The sequence below is a fragment of the Microbacterium sp. Marseille-Q6648 genome (genome assembly GCF_943181415.1).
In the GTDB taxonomy this organism is placed as follows: domain Bacteria; phylum Actinomycetota; class Actinomycetes; order Actinomycetales; family Microbacteriaceae; genus Microbacterium.
The window spans coordinates 1572145-1585785 of sequence record NZ_CALPBZ010000001.1 but is presented as its reverse complement, the minus strand read 5'-3'; the positions used below and the strand labels follow the sequence as shown (position 1 = coordinate 1585785).

11 protein-coding genes are annotated in these 13641 nt (G+C 71.5%); 7 read left to right on the top strand and 4 right to left on the bottom strand.

Annotation, left to right across the window (positions count from 1 at the left end; all coding sequences use genetic code 11):
* Positions 1-19: 19 nt before the first annotated feature.
* The 6 genes from NFR93_RS07555 (at position 20) to NFR93_RS07530 (ending at position 5060) form a co-directional block, all read left to right on the top strand.
* A complete protein-coding gene (locus tag NFR93_RS07555) occupies positions 20-649 on the top strand; it encodes a histidine phosphatase family protein (RefSeq protein ID WP_251451365.1) in 630 nt (209 codons plus the stop codon).
* The gene (locus NFR93_RS07550) at positions 646-1272 is read left to right on the top strand and encodes a TlpA family protein disulfide reductase (RefSeq protein ID WP_251451363.1); all 627 of its coding nucleotides are present in this window, start codon (positions 646-648) and stop codon (positions 1270-1272) included. Before NFR93_RS07555 ends, NFR93_RS07550 begins: the two co-directional genes overlap by 4 nt.
* Complete coding sequence (locus tag NFR93_RS07545; protein ID WP_251451361.1) at positions 1269-2024, top strand: cytochrome c biogenesis CcdA family protein; 756 nt, start codon at positions 1269-1271, stop codon at positions 2022-2024. Before NFR93_RS07550 ends, NFR93_RS07545 begins: the two co-directional genes overlap by 4 nt.
* Positions 2005-3798, top strand: a complete 1794-nt coding sequence (resB, locus tag NFR93_RS07540; RefSeq protein ID WP_502846263.1) for a cytochrome c biogenesis protein ResB — start codon at positions 2005-2007, stop codon at positions 3796-3798. The genes NFR93_RS07545 and resB overlap by 20 nt, the downstream gene beginning before the upstream one ends.
* A gap of 4 nt (positions 3799-3802) precedes the next feature.
* A complete protein-coding gene (gene ccsB, locus NFR93_RS07535; RefSeq protein WP_251451359.1) occupies positions 3803-4837 on the top strand; it encodes a c-type cytochrome biogenesis protein CcsB in 1035 nt (344 codons plus the stop codon).
* A gap of 67 nt (positions 4838-4904) precedes the next feature.
* Positions 4905-5060 (top strand): hypothetical protein, encoded by a 156-nt coding sequence (locus NFR93_RS07530; protein ID WP_251451356.1) that lies wholly within the window; start codon positions 4905-4907, stop codon positions 5058-5060.
* Positions 5061-5239: 179 nt separating this feature from the next.
* Here the strand turns inward: NFR93_RS07530 and NFR93_RS07525 are convergent, their stop codons facing one another.
* Entirely contained in the window at positions 5240-7453 is a 2214-nt protein-coding gene (locus tag NFR93_RS07525; protein WP_251451354.1) for a YhgE/Pip domain-containing protein, read from the bottom strand.
* On the bottom strand, positions 7450-10230 hold the full coding sequence (locus NFR93_RS07520) for an MMPL family transporter (RefSeq protein WP_251451352.1): 2781 nt from the start codon (positions 10228-10230) through the stop codon (positions 7450-7452). Before NFR93_RS07520 ends, NFR93_RS07525 begins: the two co-directional genes overlap by 4 nt.
* 129 nt (positions 10231-10359) lie before the next feature.
* Here NFR93_RS07520 and NFR93_RS07515 point away from each other — a divergent pair, with 129 nt between their 5' ends.
* Positions 10360-11004, top strand: a complete 645-nt coding sequence (locus tag NFR93_RS07515; protein WP_251451351.1) for a TetR/AcrR family transcriptional regulator — start codon at positions 10360-10362, stop codon at positions 11002-11004.
* 4 nt (positions 11005-11008) lie between these two features.
* Here NFR93_RS07515 and NFR93_RS07510 read toward each other — a convergent pair whose 3' ends face one another.
* Positions 11009-12670: an alpha-amylase family protein gene (locus tag NFR93_RS07510; protein WP_251451350.1), complete on the bottom strand. Its 1662-nt coding sequence runs from the start codon at positions 12668-12670 to the stop codon at positions 11009-11011.
* A complete protein-coding gene (locus NFR93_RS07505) occupies positions 12667-13632 on the bottom strand; it encodes a TIGR03885 family FMN-dependent LLM class oxidoreductase (RefSeq protein ID WP_251451349.1) in 966 nt (321 codons plus the stop codon). Before NFR93_RS07505 ends, NFR93_RS07510 begins: the two co-directional genes overlap by 4 nt.
* Between the last annotated feature and the right edge of the window lie 9 nt (positions 13633-13641).

Genomic DNA, 13641 nt, shown 5'->3' with positions numbered 1-13641 from the left:
CCCGCCATAGACTGGTGGCGTGCCCGCCGAACGCCTCCATCTCGTGCGCCATGGGGAGGTCCACAATCCCCACCGCGTTCTCTACGGGCGACTTCCCGGCTTCTCGCTGAGCGACGCCGGACGCCGGATGGCACGTGAGGCCGCCGAGTACGTGAAGGGGCTCGATCGCCCCGTCACCGCGCTGGTGTGCTCTCCGCTCGAACGCGCCCAGGAGTCGGCCGAGCCGTTCGCCGAGATCTTCGGCCTGACGCCGGTCATCGATGACCGCGTGATCGAGCCGACGAACGTCTTCGAGGGACGCCGGATGGTGCGGGCCCTCGCCAATCCGTGGAACTGGCGCCATCTGCGCAAGCCGGCCCTCCCCAGCTGGGGCGAGGCGTACGCGGACGTCATCGGCCGGATGAACCACGCGATGACGGACGCCTGGGAGTCCGCGGATTCCGGCGACGTCGTGATCGTCTCGCACCAGCTGCCGATCTGGGTCACCCATCTCGCCGTCGCCGGTCTGCCCTCCCGCCACGACCCGCGGGAGCGCCGCTGTGCGCTCTCGAGCGTGACCACCTTCGAGATGCGCGACGGCACCTGGGCCGAGCGCAGCTACGCCGAGCCGGCCTCGACCTCCGGCTCCGTCGACGTCGGAGCAGTATGACCACCACCCACGACCGACCGCGACGCGCCGGACTGCGGGCCGCGGCATCCGCCGTCGTGGCGCTCGGGCTCACCGCGGCGCTCGCGGCCTGCACCAACGACCCCCTCGCCGAGCAGTACCGCGCCGGCGACAACAAGGGATTCATCGCCGCGGACGGGTTCCGCGTCGTCGAGATCCCCGAGGCCGAGCGCGGCGAGCCGGTCGAGTTCGAGGGAGTCCTCGACAGCGGCGGCACGATCACCAGCGACGATGTCGCCGGCGACGTCGTCGTGGTCAACTTCTGGTACGCCGCGTGCGCTCCGTGCCGCGTCGAGGCGCCCGAGCTCGAAGCCGCCCACGCCGAGTACGAGGGCGAGGACGTCACCTTCTTCGGGGTCAACCTGTACGACGGCGCCGACGCCTCGCTCGCTTTCGCCGACACGTACGGCGTGACCTACCCGAGTGCCCTCGCGACCGAGGACGGGTCGATCAAGCTCGCCTTCGCCGAGCAGACGCCCCTCAACGCCGTGCCCACCACGCTCGTGCTCGACGCCGAGGGACGGGTCGCCGCTCGCGTGATCGGCCAGCTGAGCGAGGCGTCGATCCTCACGACGCTCGTGGACGACGCCCTGGACGGCTCGTGAATCCCGCGGATGCCGTCGCCGGCGGTTCGCTGCTGATCGCCGTCCCGATCGCCGTTCTCGCCGGGCTCATCTCGTTCCTGTCGCCATGCGTCCTGCCGCTGGTGCCCGGCTATCTCGGGTTCATCGGCGGAGCCGTCGGCGGCGGATCCTCCCGTGCCGCGCGCGCGAACCCGGGGCGGACGCGTCTGCTGCTGGGCGTGCTGCTGTTCATCGCCGGCTTCACACTCGTCTTCATGAGCGTGGCGATGCTCGGCGGAACCCTGGGGCGCTTCCTGATCGAGTACGCCGACCCGATCACCCGGGTGCTGGGCGTCGTGATCATCATCATGGGGCTCGTCTTCATCGGCGTGTTCGGTCTGGCGCAGCGCACGATGCGCCCACAGGTGCGCGGCAACCTGGGCCTCGTCGGCGCACCGCTGCTCGGCGTCGCGCTCGGCATCGGGTGGACGCCCTGCATCGGTCCCACGCTCGCGGTGATCCTGGGCATGTCGTTCGATCAGGGCTCGGCCGGCCGCGGCGCACTCCTCGGTCTGGCGTACTCGCTGGGCCTCGGGATCCCGTTCGTGCTGCTCACGCTCGGATTCGGCTGGGCAACCCGCTCGGTCGGATTCCTCCGGCGGCATATCCGTGTCGTCAACATCGTCGGAGGCGTCGTGCTGATCCTTCTCGGCCTGCTCATGGTGACCGGTGTCTGGACCGCGATCATGTCCCAGCTGCAGGGGGTGTTCGCCAGTGTCCCGCTCCCGCTCTGACGCCACGGCCGCCGACAGGGCCGTCGACAGGGCCGCCGACAACGCCGCCGAGCGCGCCGCCGAGCCGCTGCGCCCGTCCGACCACGCCGACGCCCAGGCCGACATCGTCCAGCCCGCGCTCGGGGTCGTGGGGTGGCTGCGGTGGGGGTGGCGTCAGCTGACCTCGATGCGCACCGCGCTCGTCCTCCTGCTGCTGCTGGCGATCGCCGCGGTGCCCGGCTCGCTCGTGCCGCAGCGCAGCGCCGACCCCAACGGCGTCACGCAGTACTACGCCGACAACCCCGACCTCGCCCCGGTGCTCGACGGGCTGAGCCTGTTCGACGTGTACACGTCCCCGTGGTTCTCGGCGATCTACATCCTGCTGTTCATCTCGCTCATCGGATGCGTGATCCCGCGCACCACCCACCACTACAAGGCGCTGCGCGCGCGGCCGCCCCGCACACCCGCACGTCTGGAGCGCCTGTCCGCCTACCGGACGACGACCGTGGTCGCGGCATCCGAAGACGACGCGACGGATGCCGCAGCCGCCGCCGTGGATCGGGCGCAGGCGCAGCTGCGAAGAGCCGGCTACCGCGTGGAGCGCTACGACGGCCGCGGCGCTTTCTCGGTGTCGGCCGAGCGCGGCTACCTGCGCGAGACCGGGAACCTCGTCTTCCACGGCGCGCTCGTCGGCGTGCTGCTGGCGGTCGGCATCGGCGGGGGACTGACCTACACCGGCCAGAGCGTCATCATCGAGGGGCGCACGTTCGTCAACGCGATGCTCGACTATTCCTCGTTCAATCCCGGCCGCTTCGTCGACGAGGAAGAGCTCGAGCCCTATGCGCTCACCCTCGACGAGTTCTCGGTCAGCTACGTGCCGCTGGGGGAACAGGGGGCCGGTCAGGCCGGCGACTTCGTCGCGCACCTCACCACGCAGCGTGCGGGTGAGCAGCCGCAGCAGGGAGAGGTGCGGGTCAACCACCCGCTCGAGCTCGCCGGAGACCGGATCTACCTCATGGGCAACGGCTACGCGCCGACCATCACCATCCGCGACCCCGAGGGCGAGGTCGTGTTCTCGGAGTCGGTGCCGTTCCTGCCCCAGGACAGCAACATGACCTCGCTCGGTGTGGTCAAGGTGCCCGACGGGCTCGCGGACCAGCTCGGGATCGTCGGGTTCTTCTATCCCACGCAGGCGCAGCTGACCACCGGCGCCTTCACCTCGTCCTACCCCGACCTGATCCTGCCGGTGCTCTCGCTCGACGTGTACTCCGGCGATCTCGGCATCGACGACGGCACCCCCCGGTCGGTGTACACGCTCGACCCCACGGGAATGACGCGACTGAGCGGAGGCGACACCGACGTCGACTCCCTGCAGCTGGCCCCAGGGGACACGCTCGACCTTCCGGGCGGTTTCGGCACCATCACCTTCGAGGACGAGTCGCCCGAGGGCGCGCAGGGCTACGAGGATGCCGTGAAGCGGTATGTGTCGCTGTCCATCCACCGCGACGCGGCCGCCGTCTGGGTGCTCGTGTTCGCGATGCTGGCGACGGCGGGGCTGCTCGCGGCGCTGTTCGTGCCGCGCCGTCGCATGTGGGTCAAGGCGACCGCCGACGGGAACGCCGTGCGGATCGAGTACGCGGGGCTCGCCCGCGGCGAGGACCCGACGCTGGATGACGCCGTCGAGCAGTTCGCGCGTCGCCACGGCGAGGGCGCCGGCGAGGGTCACGCGGGCGCGGGCGAGGGTCACGCGGGCGTCGGCGACGAGGACCGGCCGCAGGGCCGCGACGTAAACTGAACCCATGCCCGAAACCGCTCCGATGACCCTCGACACCGTGTCGGTGCTGCTCGTGTGGACGGCGATCGCGATCTACGCGCTCGCGTTCGTCGCGTACGCCGTCGACCTCGCCCGTCGGGGTGCCGTCGCAGCCGACCAGCGGGTGGTCCGCGAGCGCGAGCTCGTCGGCGCGACGGTGGGCTCATCCGCTGCGGCGGGCGGGCGCGACGCCGGCGTCGGGACCACCTCGCCGCGCGACGACCGCCCGCGACTGGTGTGGGCGCGCATCGGCACCGCGCTGACGGTGCTGGGCTTCGGCTTCCACGTGGCCGGCGACGTCACCCGCGGCATCGCCGCCGAGCGCGTGCCGTGGTCGAACATGTACGAGTTCGCCCTCACCGGCACGATGCTCATCGTCGCGGTCTACCTGGCGGTGCTCTTCCGCTCCGACCTGCGCTTCCTCGGCTCCTTCATCACCGGCCTGACGGTGCTGCTCCTCGGCGGCGCGACGCTGGGGTTCTACGTCGAGGTGGTGCCGCTCGCCGATCCGCTCAAGAGCGTGTGGCTGGTCATCCACGTCTTCGTCGCCTCGCTCGCCACGGCGCTGTTCGCGCTGGCGTTCGGGCTTTCCGTGCTTCAGTTGATGCAGGCGCGCCGTGAGCGCCGGATGCTCGCTGAAGCGGCATCCGACCCCACGCCGACCGGGCGCACCTCGACCGGGCCGCGCTTCCTGCGCACCCTGCCGGACGCCGACGCCCTCGAGTCGCTGGCGTACCGCTTCGCGATCATCGGCTTCATCTTCTGGACCTTCACCCTCATCGCCGGGTCCATCTGGGCCAACGACGCCTGGGGCCGCTACTGGGGCTTCGACACCAAGGAAGTCTGGACCTTCGTCATCTGGGTGCTGTACGCCGGGTACATCCACGCGCGCGCGACACGCGGCTGGCGCGGCGCGCGTTCGGCGTGGCTGTCGATCATCGGGTTCACCGCGGTCCTGTTCAACTTCACGATCGTGAACATGTTCTTCAAGGGCCTGCACGCCTACTCCGGGCTCAGCTGACGCGCTGTCAACCCCGTTGGCGGGAGGGCCGGTCGCCGGAAGAGTGGCGGTGTCGAAAGGAGCTCCCATGAGCGACACCACGCCCCACTCCCGTCATTCCGACGACGCGCGCCCCGACGACGGCCCGCCCACCGACGCGCTCACCGACGAGGTCCGCGAGGACGCCGCCGAGGCCGGGACGAACCCCGCCCCCGGATCCGACGCCGAACCCGACCCCAGGTGACCTCAACTCCCGTCCAGATCACGTGATGTGACCGAGTGCACCCGTCACGCCCGCGCGTGACGTGTGCGCTCGGCGAGATCACGTGATGTGACCGAGTGCACCCGTCACGCCCGCGCGTGACGTGTGCGCTCGGCGAGATCACGTGATCTGGACGATGCGTGGGCGACGGGCTAGGGAGGTCAGACGGCGAGGAGCGACCGGGCGGTGACGGTGCGGCGGCGGGTGACGGCCACCACGGTCGCGGCGAGCGCGAGCAGCGCCCACACGGTGAGTCCGACGAGCCCGGCCGCGACGCCGTCCGCAGACGTCAGCGCGGCGACCATGCCGTTGTACGCGGGCGAGGTCGGCACGAGCGCGGCCACGGCGGACAGGGCGCCCGGCACGGTCGAGACCACGCCCGTGGCGACCGCCAGCACGCCGATCATGGCCGACACCCAGCGGCCCGCGCCGCCGAAGACCGCCACCAGCGCCTGGTTCACCGCCGCGAAGGCCACTCCTGCCACCACGCACACCAGCGCGAACACCGTCCACGCTCCCGGATCGTAGGATGCCGCGAGCTGCACGACGCCTGCGACGAGCAGGCCCTGCACCGCGCCCAGGCCGGCGGCAGGCGCGAGCGCCCGCAGTGCGAGCACCGGCGACGACGCCCGCGCCGCGAGAGAACGCCGCGTGACGGCCTGCAGGGCGACGAAGCTGCCGAGTCCGCCGAACCACAGCGCGAGCGTCGTCAGCAGCGGAACGGCCGAGGCGCCGAACAGCTCCGAGCCGACACCCTGCGCCGACACCGGGTCGGCCACGACCCCGGCGAGCTCGGCGGCTTCGGCATCGCTGTACGAGGGGATCTCGTCGGTCGCGGTCTGCAGCCCCGCGGCCAGCTCGCCCGTCCCGTCGGCGATGAGTCCGAGGCCGTCGGCGAGGTCGTCGGCGCCGGCGGCGGCATCCGTCGCTCCGGTCGCCCACGTCGAGGCGCCGCCGGCCCACGTGCTCGCACCGCTCGCGGCCTGATCGGCGCCCGCAGCCCACGTGCGCGCACCCGACGCCCACGTCGAGGTGCCGCCGGCGAGTTCATCGGCACCGCTGGCGAGCGAGGACATGCCGCCCGAGAGCTCGTCCAGGCCGCCCGCGGCGTCGGCGGCACCGTCGGCGAGTTCGTCCATCCCGCCCGCCAGCGCCGACGCACCACCGGCGGCTTCGCGCAGCGCGGCCACCAGGCGAGGCTCGAATTCGGCCAGGTCGGCGACACCGGCGGCGATCGTGTCGGCGTCCCCGAGGGTGGCGGTGACGGTCGGGAGGGCGTCGTCGACCCGCGCCGAGATGTCGGTGAGCGTCGCGCACAGCTCGGCCGAGCCGCCCTGGGCGAGACAGTCCGCCGACAGCGCCGCGAGCTCCGCCGCGGCATCCGTCACCGCGGTCCTGATCTGCTCGCTGTCGGCAGCGAGTGCGCCGGCGGCGTCGACGACCTCCACGGGCACGTCGGGCAGCTGCGAGACCTCGTCGGCCATGAGCGTCAGGCCGCCGGCCAGTTCGCCGCCACCGGCGGCGATGTCGCGGGCCCCACCCGCCCACGTGTCGAGTCCGTCCGCAGCAGCCGCGGTGCCGGCGGCGAGCTGCCCGGCACCCTCGGCGATCTCGGCGGCGCCGCCGGCGATGCCGTCCGCGCCCGCGGCGAGCTCCCGTGCGCCGCCGGCGAGTTCGCCCACGCCCGACGCGATGCCTCCGGCACCGCCCGCGAGCTGGTCGGCGCCTCCCGAGAGCTGCGCGACGCCGTCGGCGAGGCTCACCGTGCCGCCGGCGGCCTCGCTCGTCCCGTCGGCGAGCTCGCCCGCTCCGTCGGCGGCGTCGCCGAGCTGGTCGCCGAGCGTGGTGAAGCCCAGTAGAACGTTCTCGAGATAGAGGCTCGACAGCTCGTCGCCCATGAGGGATGCCGCAGCCTGCGCGACCTGGGCGGTGATGGCGTCGTCGACGATCAGGCTGTCGGGGGGTGTGGTGACGTCGATGACGGCCTTCTCGGGGGTCCCCCCGGGCTGGGTCGAGGTCGCGGCGGCCGAGAAGTCCGCCGGAATCGTGATGACGGCGTTGTAGGTGCCCTCGGCGAGGCCGTCCGCAGCGTCGTCGGCGTTCGAGATCGTCCACGTGAGGTTGCTGTCGAGCTCGTCCGAGCCCTCGACCAGCCCTGCGGTCAGCTGACGCCCGAGGGGCACGAGCTGGTCGCCGATCGTGACGGGCTCGTCCTCGTTCACGATCGCGGCGCTGATGTTCTCGAGGCGCTCGGTGGGGTTGTAGAGCGCGGCGATGAGGATGCCGCCGATGATGACGGGCAGCAGCACGATCCCGACCAGGGTGAGCCACGTGACGGGTCGGCGCGGGCGCGAGCGTTCGATGGGAAGGGTCATGCGTTCACCTCGGGGGCGGGGGAGGAAGCGGAGTGCACCCGCAGGGCGAGTGCGTCGATGCGGGGGCGGTGCGCCTCGGCGAGGAGGGCGAGGGCCGCGCCCTCGCTGCGGGCGGTCGCGACGATCGTGAGCGTGTCGTCGGTGGCGGCCAGGCGCGCCGAGGCGTCGCGCAGGAGCGCGGCTGCCTGATCCCGGCGGGGAGCGTCCAGCGCGTCGACGCCGTCGATCACGATGAGCGACGGGCGGCCGTCCAGCGCGCTGCGGATCTCGCGGACGGGGTCGTCGGCGTCGCCGAGCAGAGCCAGGCCGACGTGGCCGCGCACCCAGGCGGCGCGACCCGGCAGCAGGTGCCCTGCCACACGGATCCGGCCCTCGTCGGGGGCGAGCCGGCCGCCCACGACGAGCGCGAAGGCGCGCGTCGCACGCGCGTCGCCCGTCACCACCAGCGTGCCGCCGGGCTCGACGCTCGTGCGGGCGCCGTCGAAGATCGTCACCGCCCCGCCGCGGCCGGTGTCGGCGGTCACGGCGAGGTCCTCGGCGACGATGGCCGACATAGAGCCCGGCGTCGGCCAGTCCCGCAGCGCGATCTCGCGTTCGACGGCTTCGCCCTCGATGTCGAAGTGGGGGAGGACCCGGTCGAGCCAGCGCGGCATCCACCACGCCTTCTCACCCAGCAGGGCCATCACGGCCGGCACGAGGGTCATCCGCACGACGAAGGCGTCGACGGCGATGCCGACGGCGAGCCCCAGGGCGATCGGCTTGATCGAGGAGTCGCCCTCGGGGACGAACGCGGCGAAGACGGCGAACATGATCACGGCGGCGGCGGTGACGACCCGGGCCGAGGCGGTGAAGCCCGACCGCACGGCGGCGATCGCGGTGGCGCGGTCGGCCCGGCCGCCCCGGGCCCGCCGGGCGTGAACGTAGTCCTCGCGCATCCGCGAGACCAGGAACACCTCGTAGTCCATCGCGAGCCCGAACAGGACGCCCATGAGGATGATGGGCATGAAGCTGATGACCGGGCCGGTGCGGGTGACGTGCAGGGCGTCGGCGAACCAGCCCCACTCGAACACCGCGGCGACCACGCCGAACGATGCGGCGACCGAGAGCAGATAGCCGGCGGCGGCTTTCAGGGGCACCCAGATGGAGCGGAAGACGATCGTCAGCAGGATGAGCGAGAGCCCGACGACGAAGATGCCGAACGGGATGAGGGCTGCTCCGAGCCGGTCGGAGATGTCGATCCCGACGGCGGTGAAGCCGGTGACCTTCAGGTCGACGCCGTACTCCTCGAGCAGCCGGTCGTGCTGTGCGCGGAGGTCGCGCACGAGCTCGGCGGTGGCCGGATCGTCGGGCGCGGTCTCGGGGACGACCTGGATGAGGCCGGTGTCGGCGGTCTCGTTGGGGGTGGACAGCGCCACCTCCTTCACGCCGGGGATCTGCTCGATCTCGTCGGCGAGATCGGCCATGAGGCCGAGCGGGTCGGTCGAGGTGACGATCGTCCCGGCCAGGATGAGCGGTCCGTTGGAGCCCGGACCGAAGCGCTCCGCGGTGAGGTCGTAGGCCTGACGCGCCTGGCTCGACGGGGGCTGCACGCCCGCGTTCGGCAGGGCGAGGGTGAGGCTGGCGGCCGGGACGGCCGCGATTCCGAGGCCGACGACGACGGCGACGGTCGTGATGAGCGGATGCCGCGTCACGAGCATCACCCAGCGGTTGGGCCGGGGGGTCCGCACCGGCCGGTCGCGTCGTGCGCGGGGCTGCCAGCCCGCGACGCGGCCCTTCGCGAAGCCGAGGAGGGCGGGGGTGAGCGTGAGGGCGACGACGACCGCGATCGCCACGGCCACCGCGGCGGCGATCCCCATGGTGGTGAGGAAGGGGATGTTCGCGAACGACAGTCCGATGAGGGCGATGAGCACGGTGACGCCGGCGAACACGACGGCCGAACCCGCCGTTCCCGTCGCGCGCGCGGCGGATTCGTCGGGGGCCATGCCCGCGCGGACCTGATCCTGGTGGCGGGCGACGATGAAGAGGGCGTAGTCGATCCCGACCGCCAGGCCCAGCATGATCGCGAGCATCGGGGTGGTCGACGAGATCGAGGCGAAGGCCGTCGAGACGTAGATGAGCGCGATCGCCAGGCCGACGCCGATGATGGCGCTGATGAGCGGGAACCACGCCCCGGCGATCGAGCGGAAGGTCACGATGAGCACGAACAGCGCGATGAGCACGCCGACCGCTTCGATCAGCGACAGCGCGGGGACGGAGGTCGAGAACAGGTCTCCGCCCATGGCCGCCTGCGACCCCGCGGGGAGGGTCGAGTGGAGGTCGTCGGCCACGCCCTCGAGGGTCGCCTTGGTCTCGTCCGAGATGTCGGTGGCCTGACCGTCGAACTGCAGCCGGATGATCGCGGCGGTGTCGTCCTCGGAGACCAGGCCGCTCACCATCTCGTCGAAGGGATCGGTCACGGCCAGGACGCCGTCGAGGTCCTCGAGGTCCTGCAGCGTGTCGCCGATCGCGCCGGCGTACGGCTCGTCCGCCACCCGGTCGTCGTCGGCGGCGACGACGACGAGCTGCGCACTCGTGCCGCTGGCCTGGGGGAAGGTGCGGTCGAGCATCTGGATGCCCTCCTGCGCCTCGGTGCCGGGGATCGAGAAGGAGTTGTCGGTGCCCTTCATGAACACCGCGGCGCCGCCGCCGGCGAGGGCCAGCAGCAGCAGCCAGGCGAGCAGGACGCGCCACGGACGGTGGTACGCCCAGCGTCCGAGTGAGTACAGCAGGGTGGACAACAGCGCCTCCGGGATCCGCGGCTACGAGAAATCGATACAGCGCTGTATCGGATACACCTGTGTATCGTAGGCCGGATCGCGCATCGAAGACTGAGTGCTGCGTGTGAAGATGAGCCCGGAGGTGATTGCATGGCGGATTCGTCGGCGACCCCGTCGAGACGACGCGAGGCGACGCGGCAGAAGCTGCTGGACGCCGCCGCCCTCGTCTTCGCCGAGGTCGGCCTGGCCGCCGCGTCGGTCGAGGCGGTGTGCGAGCGCGCGGGGTTCACGCGCGGTGCCTTCTACTCCAACTTCGAGACGAAGGAGGAGCTGTTCCTCGAGCTCGCCGCCCAGGTCGCCCGCTCCCGAGTAGCGACGGTGCGGCAGCGGGTCGCCGGTCTCGAGCGCGACGGCGCGTTCAGCCGTGTTCCCCCGCATCCGCTCGAGATCATCCAGCAGGCGATCGACGTCTCCGCGGACGATCGGCTGGGCGTCCTGCTCATGAGCGAGATCCGCATCCACGCGCTGCGCACTCCCGCTGTCGCCGCCGCCTTCCTCGCCCAGGATGAGGAGATGCGGCACAGCGTCGCGCAGATCATCGACGACATCGCCCGGGCGAAGGTCATCTCGTTCCGCATGCCGGCCGCCGAGGCCGCCGCCCTCATGCTCACCGTCTGGGAGGGGGCGTCCGTGCGCGGCGTAATGGCGGGACTCGACGACGCCGAACTGCGTCAGCGCACCGATGAGGAGCTGGCGCGCGTCGCCGAGCTCCTCATCGATGCCCCGTCTGCGTGAGTCCTCAGCCGACGCGTCCGTCGCCCGGGCGCCGCACCCGCAGCCACAGGTAGCCGTAGGCGGGCACGTCGAACGAGACCCGGCCCTTGGCGTCCAGGTCGAAGCTGCCTGTGCTGAGCAGATCGGAGAGCACCGCACCCTCGGGCTCGTCGTCCAGCGTGAGCGTGATGGTCGTGGGGACGTCGGTGAAGTTGTGCACCGCGACGAACCGCCCGACATCGGCGCTCAGTGAGTGGGTGAGGACTCCGGGTGCCTCGTGCTCGAGCAGCGAGAACCGGCCCCATCCGATCTCGGGCGAGATGCGGTAGCGCGCCGAGAGGGTCCGGATGAACTGGAGGAGCGAATCGTCGTCCTCGAGCTGGGCGGCGACGTTGACGTGCTTGGGGGCGTAGCCGTCGCCGGGCGGGGCCGCGGCCAGGCGCGAGGGGGCGGCATCCGAGAATCCGCCGTTGCGCTCGTCGCTCCACTGCATGGGAGTGCGGACCGCCATGCGTGCGTGGAGGTCGCCGTTCTCGCCCATGCCGATCTCTTCGCCGTAGAACAGCACGGGCACCCCGGGGAGCGAGAACAGCAGGCTGTAGACCATGCGGATGCGCCGGGGGTCTCCGCCGAGCATCGGGGGGAGCCTGCGGACGATTCCCCGGCCGTAGACGCGCTGGCTCTCTTCGGGGGCGAATGCCTCGAAGACCTCGTCGCGCTCGGCGTCGCTCAGCTTGTCGAGGGTGAGCTCGTCGTGGTTGCGCACGAAGTTCGCCCACTGGGCCTCGTCGGGGATGTCGGGCCGTGAGGTGAGCGCCTTGGCGAGCGGGGCCGGATCGGAGCGCGCGAGCGAGAGGTACAGCGACTGCATCCCGACGAAGTCGAACTGCATGGTCAACTCGTAGCCCGCCCCGGTCCCGAAGTACTCCAGCTGCTCTCGGTAGGGAAGATTCACCTCGCCCAGGAGGACGGCCTCGCTGGAGCGGCGCTGGAGGAACCTGCGGAGGTCCCGAAGGAACTCGTGCGGGTCACCGATGTCCTCCCCTTCCTGCACCTCGAGCAGGAAGGGGACCGCATCCACCCGGAAGCCCGAGATGCCCAGCTGAAGCCAGAACCCGATCGTCTTGGCGATCTCGTCGCGCACGCGCGGGTTGACGATGTTGAGGTCGGGCTGGTGCGAGTAGAAGCTGTGCAGGTAGTACTGCCCGCTCTTCTCGTCCTTCTCCCACAGCGTCGCCTCTTCGCCGGGGAAGACGGCGTTGACGTTGTTCGCCGGCGGCTCGTCCCGCCAGACGTAGAAGTCCCGGTAGGGCGAGGTGCGGGAACGGGTCGCCGAGACGAACCACGGATGCTTGTCGGAAGTGTGGTTCACCACGAGGTCGACGATCACGCGCATACCGCGGTCCTTCGCGGTGCGGATCACCTCCACCAGATCGCCGTGGGTGCCCAGGCGCGGGTCCACGCCGTAGAAGTCCGTGACGTCGTACCCGTCGTCGCGGTCCATCGTCGGATAGAACGGCATGAGCCACAGGCAGGTCACGCCGAGGTCGGCGAGGTAGTCGATGCGTTTGGCGAGCCCGGCGAGATCACCGGTGCCGTCGCCGTCGGAGTCGAGGTACGTCTCGACGTCGAGGCAGTAGACGACGGCGGTCTTCCACCACAGGTCGCTGGTGTCGGTGATCTTCACAGCGCGGCCCTCAGCGCGGGCAGCAGCGCGGATTCGGAGGCATCCAGGAAGGGCTGCTGCTCCTTGCCGACGTGGTGCAGGAACACGCGGTCGAACCCGAGCGCGACCCTTTCGGCGATCCGCTCCGCGAGCGCCGTCGGGTCGTGGTCGACCAGGACCGCCTCGCGCAGCTGCTTCTCGTTGGGGTCGGCGGTGGCGGCGTCGAAGTCCTCGGGCTGCTCGAAGTCCCACGCGCGCGGCGGGCCGATGAGGCCGTTGCGCCACTGATCGCGCGTGACGGCGAAGGCCTCGGCGTCCGTCTCGCCGAGGCTGACGTGCACCTGCAGGACGCAGGGTCCGGTACCACCGGCGTCGCGGTAGGCGCCGACCACCTTGCGCAGCGCCTCGACCGGCTGGGCGACCGTGGCCAGGCCGTCGACCTTGCCGGCGAGCCATCCCGCGGTCTCGGAGCTGACCGCCGTGCCCAGCAGGGGCGGCGGCGTCTCGGGGCGCGACCACACGCGAGCGCGGTGGACCCGCACGGTCCCGTCGAAGTCGACCTCTTCCCCGTCCAGGAGCCGGCGGATGATCGTCAGCGAGTCCTCGAGTCGGGCGTTGCGCTCGCTCTTGGGCGGCCAGGGGTCGCCGGTGATGTGCTCGTTCATCGCCTCGCCGCTGCCGAGCGCCGCCCAGAATCGTCCCGGGAACATCTCCTCGAGCGTCGCGATCGCCTGGGCGATGATCACGGGGTGATATCGCTGCCCGGGCGCGTTGACGACGCCGATCGGGAACGACGTGCGGGCGAGGGCGGCGCCGAGCCACGACCAGGCGAAGCCGGACTCGCCCTGGCGCACCCCCCACGGGGCCAGGTGGTCGGAGCACATGGCGCCGTCGAAGCCGGCGCGCTCGGCGCCGGTGACGCAGCGCAGCAGCGTGCTGGGAGGAAGTTGCTCGTGCGAGGCGTGGTATCCGATGAAGACCATGCCCCGAGT